Consider the following 5,959-nt stretch of genomic DNA (forward strand, 5'->3'; position numbering starts at 1 on the left):
ACCGATCTCAAACCCCCACAAGTAAAAGGGTTTGGGTTCACTTTGTCTGAGAAACGATGGTCATGGCAACAGCGGAAGCACTCCATTGAGCTTTCAAGGGCTCCATTAGCGCTTCCTGCTGTAGCCGCTGGCTTGGGTTTAAGGCCAGCGGCGGTGCCATAACGTTTCTTCTTCATTGTTTTGCCAGTCCGCATCCCCGCTCGGTACAGGATTTGCCCATTTCCTGTACGGAACGCATGTTTTTGCATGTTCTGTACAGGATTTGCCCATTTCCATATCAGTTGCATTATATTGATGTCAAGATCAAGACGATTGTCAAAACGAGAATCTTCAGGAGAATAATAACGGTAAGCATAGTGATTTCTTTGCCGTGAACACGAATGTTACCTCCATCGACATTCACACCTGGCATTCTTTTAAGCAAATCTTCCAGGGTGGCGTTTCCGGCAAAACGATATACCGAGGCATTGTACACCAATGTGTCTTTGCGGTATTCTACCAGATTCGAGTAGGCCGTTACAACAGCGGCATCCAGCATATCGTATTTTTGGGTCAGATATAATACAGGCGGTATTGGGATGACGTTATTCAGGGTGAAGTCCATAGAGTAGGGCCTGTATCCGAGCGCTTCAACAACAAGTGTGTATCTGCCTTTTGAAACATTGGCAAAACGTACGGCACCATTGTCATCAGAAATATAGTAATTGGTAATCAACGTGTCTTTTTTCAGATACGCCGATGCAAAAGACACAGGGGCGGCATTGCAGCTGTCGAGAATTCTGAACTCTATATCCTTTTGTTGAAAAGCCTTTTTATCCGTGCTTTTTACAACGATGGTTTGACCTGAAACAACGAAGTTGAACAAGAGGCAAGCAAACATACACAAAGACTTTACTGTCACTGGTATAATAATCTTTGAGTGTATGCTGTTCATTGTGTGGCTTAAAACAGTGCAATCACTTTGTTCACAACTTCTTCGGCGGATGTATCAGGGCTGAGGACAAGGTCAGGCTGTGCCTGAATGCATTTGTGCTCTTTCTTGAACAATTGTTCGCCGCCACCGGTGATATTGAGCATAACAACGCTGTCCTTGCTTATCTTGCCGCTTGCAAGGGCCTTTTCAAGACTCTTCACGGCGACACCTGCTGCAGGGTGAATGTCAATGCCTTCGAGTTCAAGGAATTCGGCGCAAGCCTGTGCAAGTTCTTCGTTGGTGACTTTCTCCATATCTCCGTTCGAGCTCTTGAGGGCGTCGTAAAGGCCACCGGCAAGAGAATATGGCGGTTTCCTGTTGGAAAGAACCTTGGCGTTTATCTTGAGCGCAAGTTCGCGTGCGGTGTTTTCGTCTTCAGGAAGAATGAGCTTGCGGCTGTCTGCCTTGAACGAATCGTACATTGGGGTGAAAGGATCGTTCTGTGACGGAATGAGTTTCATCAGATGCTTGCCGAAACGTCCGTCTTCAATCAGTCTTAGGTTGGCTTCCCATGCGGCGATGGTACCGGTACCGCTGCCTATAGCCTGGAAATATGCATCAGGGATGCGGCCTATCTTCTCAACGGCTGAAAGGACCGTTGTGGCCATTCCATCGCGGCGCGCAACGTTCTTGGCTCCGCCTTCGGCAAGGAAGCGCTTGCTGGTGCATACTTTGTCACCGAGGCGTATAGCATCGAAATAATCGGTTCCGGCAGGGGAGCAGATGATTTTCACGCATTTGTTCAGCGGTTTCTCGAACCATAGAGCGGAAAGGTTGTCGTATGGTATGGCAATTACAATTGGAATGTTGTTGTCGGAGCAGACCTGCGCAAAGGCGCGGGCTGTGTTGCCGGCGGAGGCTACTACAAGGATTCTTTCTTTACTATCGCCAAGTCGGGCACATACACTGTAAGCCTCGGTTTCCTTGAAGGAGCAGGTCTTGAATGATGCGCCTATCTTAGGCCACCAGCCGCTGAAAGTTATGTAGAGATTGCTCAAGCCAAGCTTTGAAGCGAGGGCAGTGCTTTTGTAAGTGACAGGAGCGGAGGAGTGGGCAAGAGTCTTCTTTATAGGAAGCCAGTCCGCATATTTGTAGAATCCGTAGGAACTGTCCTTGAATTCTATCTGTTTCTTAGTGTAAATGGCTCTTACAAGCGATGCTTCCTTGCATTGCGGGTCTGCCAGCATCCAGCCTTCATCCTCGAATTCACGGCCGTCTGCAATGTTCTTAAGGGTGTATTTTGTTGCTTCTATCATAATGTGTATTATTTTCGTATCCAAACTCAAAAGTAGTAAAAATACGTGTATTATGAAAGAATTGCTTTTAGGTCTGTCTTGCAATTCAGGCTTGTGCTAGTTAATTTTGCAGAGTTTGATTCAAATGATTGGATAATGTTACAGAATATAATTCTTCTTGTTTTGGGTCTGGTTTTCATTACTCTTGGTGCGGACAACCTCGTAGAAGGCGCCTCAAGGATAGCCCGCAGGTTCGGACTCTCTGATTTCCTCATAGGAATGACCATTGTAGGAATAGGAACTTCCGCACCTGAGATGGTAGTCAGCTTCATCTCAGCCTTTGAAGGCAATGGCAACATGGCAATAGGAAATATAGTTGGCTCCAATATCTTCAATATACTGGCGATAGTTGGTGTAAGCGCTCTTATCCTGCCCATATCATTGACAAAGAGCAATTTGAAGCGCGATATTCCGGCAGTGCTGATATCCACGGCAATGTTCGTTATATTTGTTTATTCAGGCAGTCTTTCCAGAATTGAAGGCGCTGTCCTGCTGCTATGCTTCATTGCATTCATGTGGTATTCCATCAAATCTGGAAAGAAGAATGGAGAAGCCGTAAATGTTCAGGCAGAAGAGCAAACAGAGGCGGATATTTGTGAAATATCCTTTTTTAAAAGACTGACACAGGCTTTATGGTTCAACATTCTGCTTGTGTTCGCATCATTGGCCGTACTGGTTGTTGGGGGTAACATGTTCGTTGATTCCGCCTGCTTTATTGCCAAATCACTGGGAGTGAGCGATGCTGTGATAGCCGCTACCATCCTTGCCGGAGGTACGAGCCTGCCAGAACTTGCAACCTGCGTTGCCGCCGCATTCAAGAAGAACACTGATATGGTGCTTGGCAATATCATAGGTTCCAATGTGAGCAACATTCTCCTGATACTTGGTGGAAGCGCCCTCATAATGCCTCTTGCACCCGATGGAATAACAAAGGTGTATCTGTTCACAATGCTGGCATCCGCTCTGGCACTGTTCATTTCATATTACACCTTTGCCCGTAAAAAAGTAGACAGGATGGAAGGTTTGATCTTCATCCTGTCATACATTGCATTTGTCTGGTATATCATCTGAGATTTCTCTACCTGTACTCGTCCCAGCTCTTTATTTCCATATCATCTACAGGGGTGTTGCAGAAGGCGGTTATGAAAGCAGATGCAAGACGGCCGTTGGTAATGAGCGGAACATTGAAGTCAACGGCGGCGCGTCTTACCTTGTAACCGTTTGTGAGCTCTATGTGGGTGAGGTTCTTTGGAATGTTCACCACCATATCAATCTTGTGACGGCTTATAAGGTCAACTGCCTGTGGCTCGCACTCCTGCTCGTTAGGCCAGTATGCCCTTGTTGCAGGAATATTGTTCTCAGTGAAGAAACGGAATGTTCCTGAAGTTGCATAAAGGTTGTAGCCCTTGCTTACAAGCAGTTTGGCTGCACCAAGCAATTCGGCCTTCTGCTTTGCATCACCTGTTGAGAACAGTATGTTCTTTTCAGGAATGCGGTAACCTACAGAAAGCATTGACTTAAGTATTGCCTCATTTGAATCGTCACCTATGCAGCCTACCTCACCGGTGGAAGCCATGTCAACACCGAGTACAGGGTCCGCTTTCTGAAGTCTGGAGAAGCTGAACTGCGAAGCCTTTACTCCAACATAGTCCAAATCGAAGGAGTTTTTCTCAGGAGCTTTCACCTCAAGACCGCACATAACCTTTGTTGCAAGCTCTATGAGGTTGATTTTCAGCACCTTTGATGCAAATGGGAAACTTCTTGAAGCCCTGAGGTTACATTCGATCACCTTTATGTCGTTCTCCTTTGCAAGGAACTGTATGTTGAAAGGTCCTGATATGTTGAGAGCCTGTGCAATCTTTCTTGCAACTTTCTTGATTCTGCGAGCCGTTTCAACGTACATCTTCTGTGCAGGGAACTGGATGGTAGCATCTCCTGAGTGAACGCCTGCGAATTCAATATGCTCGGAAATGGCATATGCCAGAACCTCACCGCTGCGTGCAACGGCATCAAACTCTATTTCCTTTGCGTGCTGTATGAACTCGCTCACTACAACAGGATGTTTCTTTGAAACGTTTGCTGCAAGCTGAAGGAACTGCTCAAGTTCGGTATTGTTCGAGCAGACGTTCATTGCCGCACCTGAAAGAACGTATGAAGGTCTTACCAGAACAGGGAAGCCAACCTTGTCAACGAACTTGTAAACGTCCTCCATTGTGGTGAGCTCGCTCCAGCGTGGCTGGTCAACTCCAATGGTATCGAGGGTGGAGGAGAAGCGGTTGCGGTCCTCCGCATTGTCAATTGAATCGGCTGTTGTGCCAAGCAGATTGATGCCTGCCTTGTCGAGCCTGAGTGCCAGGTTGTTAGGAATCTGACCACCTACTGAAACAATTACTCCATGAGGATTCTCGGCCTCGCATATATCCATCACGCGCTCGAATGTGAGCTCGTCGAAATAGAGCCTGTCGCACATGTCGTAGTCTGTGGATACTGTTTCAGGGTTGTAGTTTATCATTACTCCCTGCCATCCGCATTTACGTATGGTATTGAGGGCGTTCACGCTGCACCAGTCGAACTCAACGCTGCTGCCTATTCTGTATGCGCCGCTGCCGAGAACTATGATTGATTCCTTGCCTTCCTGTTCCGGAGCAACGGTTGCCTTGTCGGATACGCATCCGTTGTATGTAAGATAGAGGTAGTTCGCCTGTGCAGGATATTGTGCCGCCAGGGTGTCAATCTGTTTTACAACAGGAATGATTCCCATTGCCTTCCTTATCTTGCGCACATCGTGCATCATGACATCAGGGTCAACGTTCCCGCCTGCAAGCCTTGCAATCTGGAAATCGGAGAATCCCTGCTTCTTTGCCTTGAGCATCAGATCGTAGCTTACGTTCTCAATGCCCTTGCACTCAATGAGTTCGTTATTTGTCTTTACAATATGGTTCAGGCTGTGGAGGAACCATTTGTCAATCTTTGTGAGATCGTGTATCCTGTCTATTGTATAGCCTGCCTGAAGGGCTTTCGATATCACGAATATACGGTTGTCGGTAGGATCGCTCAGCGCCTTCTCAATGTCAGGAACCACTATCTCCTTGTTGGCAACGAATCCGTGAGCACCCTGGCCTATCATTCTCAGACCTTTCTGAACTGCCTCCTCGAATGTTCTGCCAATTGCCATCACTTCACCAACGCTCTTCATGCTGCTGCCAATCTCACGGCTCACACCATGGAACTTGGCCAGATCCCAGCGAGGAATCTTGCAGACAACATAGTCAATGGACGGTTCGAACATTGCAGGGGTGGTGCGGGTGATTGTGTTCTTGATTTCTGCAAGAGAATAACCCAGACCAATCTTTGCTGCAACGAATGCAAGAGGATAACCTGTAGCCTTTGAAGCGAGTGCGGAAGAACGGCTGAGTCGCGCGTTGATTTCAATCACTCTGTAGTCAACTCCTTCAGGAGAATATGCGTACTGTATGTTGCACTCACCAACTATTCCTACGTGGCGTACAATCTTTATTGCAAGTTCGCGGAGATAACCGATTTCATCATTCGTAAGAGTCTGGCACGGAGCAACAACTATACTCTCACCAGTGTGGATTCCAAGCGGGTCAAAGTTCTCCATGTTGCAGACTGTAACGCAGTTGTCGTATGCGTCACGAACAACCTCGAACTCTATCTCCTTCCAGCCCTT

General features: G+C 47.2%; 4 protein-coding genes. 1 reads left to right on the forward strand and 3 read right to left on the reverse strand.

Features of this window, described 5'->3' with window-relative positions; genetic code table 11:
- Positions 1–286: 286 nt before the first annotated feature.
- Complete coding sequence (locus AC06L3_RS04445) at positions 287–880, reverse strand: peptidase associated/transthyretin-like domain-containing protein (protein WP_475669416.1); 594 nt, start codon at positions 878–880, stop codon at positions 287–289.
- 62 nt (positions 881–942) lie between these two features.
- Positions 943–2,229 (reverse strand): cysteate synthase, encoded by a 1,287-nt coding sequence (locus AC06L3_RS04450; RefSeq protein WP_475669417.1) that lies wholly within the window; start codon positions 2,227–2,229, stop codon positions 943–945.
- A gap of 135 nt (positions 2,230–2,364) precedes the next feature.
- On the opposite strand from AC06L3_RS04450, the gene AC06L3_RS04455 reads away from it, so the two are divergent.
- Positions 2,365–3,339, forward strand: coding sequence for a calcium/sodium antiporter (locus tag AC06L3_RS04455; protein WP_475669418.1), 975 nt, complete (start codon positions 2,365–2,367; stop codon positions 3,337–3,339).
- Between the two features lie 7 nt (positions 3,340–3,346).
- Here the strand turns inward: AC06L3_RS04455 and carB are convergent.
- On the reverse strand, positions 3,347–5,959 hold a 2,613-nt coding region (carB, locus tag AC06L3_RS04460; protein ID WP_475669419.1), incomplete at its 5' end, for a carbamoyl-phosphate synthase (glutamine-hydrolyzing) large subunit.

This window comes from Candidatus Egerieousia sp. (genome assembly GCF_056211015.1).

Coding starts and splice junctions, on each gene's coding strand:
- AC06L3_RS04445 (WP_475669416.1), bottom strand. CDS start 880: ATGTTTGCTTGCCTCTTGTTCAACTTCGTTGTTTCAGGTCAAACCATC.
- AC06L3_RS04450 (WP_475669417.1), bottom strand. CDS start 2,229: ATGATAGAAGCAACAAAATACACCCTTAAGAACATTGCAGACGGCCGT.
- AC06L3_RS04455 (WP_475669418.1), top strand. CDS start 2,365: ATGTTACAGAATATAATTCTTCTTGTTTTGGGTCTGGTTTTCATTACT.